This is a genomic window from Pimelobacter sp. 30-1 (assembly GCF_018831735.1).
Lineage (GTDB): Bacteria > Actinomycetota > Actinomycetes > Propionibacteriales > Nocardioidaceae > Nocardioides.
This window is the reverse complement of the sequence record NZ_NHTS01000027.1, coordinates 1-1,974: the sequence shown is the minus strand read 5'-3', so window position 1 is coordinate 1,974 and position 1,974 is coordinate 1. Positions and strand designations below refer to the sequence as shown.

Here is a 1,974-nt window from a genome sequence, read left to right as displayed (position 1 = left end):
TTGACGCCGTCGGTCGCGCCGTAGGGGCAGTCGCCGGAGTTCGCGGTCTCCTCGAGCAGCCAGGGGTAGGCGACCGTCGGGTTGCCCTGGAAGTCACCGAGCCGCAGCGTCAGCGTGCCCGCGATGTAGCCGGACCGCTGGTCGTCTGGGTAGTCCAGGCCGAAGATGGGGTTGTTGTAGTGGATGATCGAGGCCAGCAGGAACGGCTGTCCCGCGGTCACGCTGCCCGGCGCGCTGGCGTCGAAGCCCACGCCGCTCTGCTGTGAGAGGTCGAGCGTCGCTGGGCAGTCCTCGTCGCCGGCACGGCCGTACGCCACGTCGACCTCGTCCGCGGACGCCGTACCGGCGGCGGGGTCGTAGTTGATGCAGTCGACCGAGGTCTCCTTGACCCCGTCGACGTTCGAGACCGCACCCGTCACGGCCGACATGGTCAGTGCGAGGGGGGCAGCGTCCGCAGGTGCGGACAGCAGGCTGCTCGGCAGGGTCACGGCCGTCGCTGCGACGACCAGTGCCGCCAACCGGCGGCCGCGCTCCCTGAATCGCAGTGCCCTCTTGCTTGATGTCCGGATGGCAGCCTGATCGGTACCCACGTCTGGAGGCTCCTCGTTGTGAACGGTCCCTGACGACGGGGTGCGCATACCCCCCGGTTGCGCACCCCGTCTATCTGGAGGAGACCCCGGCAGGCCGACGCCCTTACGACGGCGGAGACGCGACGCGGACCGGTGCGACGTCGAAGCAGAGACGGCGGCCGGTCGGATCCTGCGCAGACTGTTCCTGCACGGCGGCCGCGAGTGCCTCGAGACGTTCGCGGTAGGGGCCGATGTAGGACGCCGTGCCCGTTCGCTGGTCGCGGCACACGACGAGGTAGTGGACGTCGTCCGAACCGACCGAGACATCGAGGAGATCCGTGAGGCGGGTCAGGGCGACCGCGTCGAAGTCGGTCGTCTGCCTGCGTTTCCACCTTCCGCCCCCGAACCGGTGGGCGTGTGCCGAGAACATGAGCCTGCCTCTCCCGCCGCTTCCTCAGGCGGAGCCGTACGTCGGTTGATCCCTCTCGAGCGGGGGATAGATCGGCATCGTGGTGAAGGTCAAGCCCAGGTCGTCGGTGGTCCGTTGCCGCTCTTCCTGGGCAGCCTGCGCCGCGGACGCGGCGTCGGCGTACGGACCGTCCAACGAGTAGTGACCGGTCCCGGCGTCGGTGCACACCACGACATGGGGGAGTCGCTTCTCGCGCTCCTCCTCGGTCTGGGCGATCCGGAGGTGGGCATGGGCGACGGCGTGCAGGAAGGCGTCAGCGGCTCCGTCGTCTTCCTTGTTCCACAGCTGAGAAGTCATGGCGGCTGTCGATCCTTCCGGCAAAGGGAATCTGTTCGAGTCAGCGGTCCAACGCTCCCCCCCAGAACGCGCTGGACCGCTGCTACTGAGGGGACCCTCGTGGACGACCTTCGTTACGTGATCGCTGCCGGCCGCTGGCGGCGTAAGCGGACGCGAGCCTGCGGGTCACCTCAGGTGACCGCATCGGTGTGCTTCGTGTGTCCACGCACGGACGGAGCGTCTGGTGCTGTTGCTCGACCCGCGCTGGCGTGCGTACTCCTCTCCAGCTGGACAGCGCACGCCGGCGCGGCCGAACCAGGTCCCAACGAAGTCGACCGACGGAGGGTGTACCCATTCCAGGTGACGTAAGGGCGGCTCCGTCCCAGGGTCTCCTTGGTTGGTCGAGCGGAGACCTCGGTGATGTCCCCATGTCCCTCGCCGCGGTCGGATCGGTCCCGCCGTTCGTCCGTCCCTCCCGTGCTGGCGTGCCTTCCTCCTCTCCCCACATTCGAGGAGCACGCCAGCACGGCCCCTCGCCGCACCGAGGGGTGACGCAGCGGTGACGGGACAGGACGGCGCCGGCGCGGCCCACGGCCCGCCGCTGGGTGTGGCGGTCGGTCTCGTCATCCTCGGCATCTGCTCGGTCCAGCTCGGCGCCGG

The 1,974-nt window shown here is 69.3% G+C and carries 3 protein-coding genes; all 3 read right to left on the bottom strand.

Going from position 1 to position 1,974, the window contains the following annotated elements; genetic code table 11:
- Nucleotides 1-419 (bottom strand): hypothetical protein (locus CCO04_RS28105; protein WP_215817492.1); only part of this gene is annotated, 419 nt, incomplete at its 3' end.
- Between the two features lie 274 nt (nucleotides 420-693).
- Nucleotides 694-999, bottom strand: a complete 306-nt coding sequence (locus CCO04_RS28100) for a hypothetical protein (protein WP_215817491.1) — start codon at nucleotides 997-999, stop codon at nucleotides 694-696.
- A gap of 24 nt (nucleotides 1,000-1,023) precedes the next feature.
- A complete protein-coding gene (locus tag CCO04_RS28095; RefSeq protein ID WP_215817490.1) occupies nucleotides 1,024-1,335 on the bottom strand; it encodes a hypothetical protein in 312 nt (103 codons plus the stop codon).
- Nucleotides 1,336-1,974 lie beyond the last annotated feature (639 nt).

What these genes read in the sequence shown, in the direction of transcription:
- CCO04_RS28095 (WP_215817490.1), bottom strand. Translation starts at nt 1,335, where the DNA reads ATGACTTCTCAGCTGTGGAACAAGGAAGACGACGGAGCCGCTGACGCC.
- CCO04_RS28100 (WP_215817491.1), bottom strand. Translation starts at nt 999, where the DNA reads ATGTTCTCGGCACACGCCCACCGGTTCGGGGGCGGAAGGTGGAAACGC.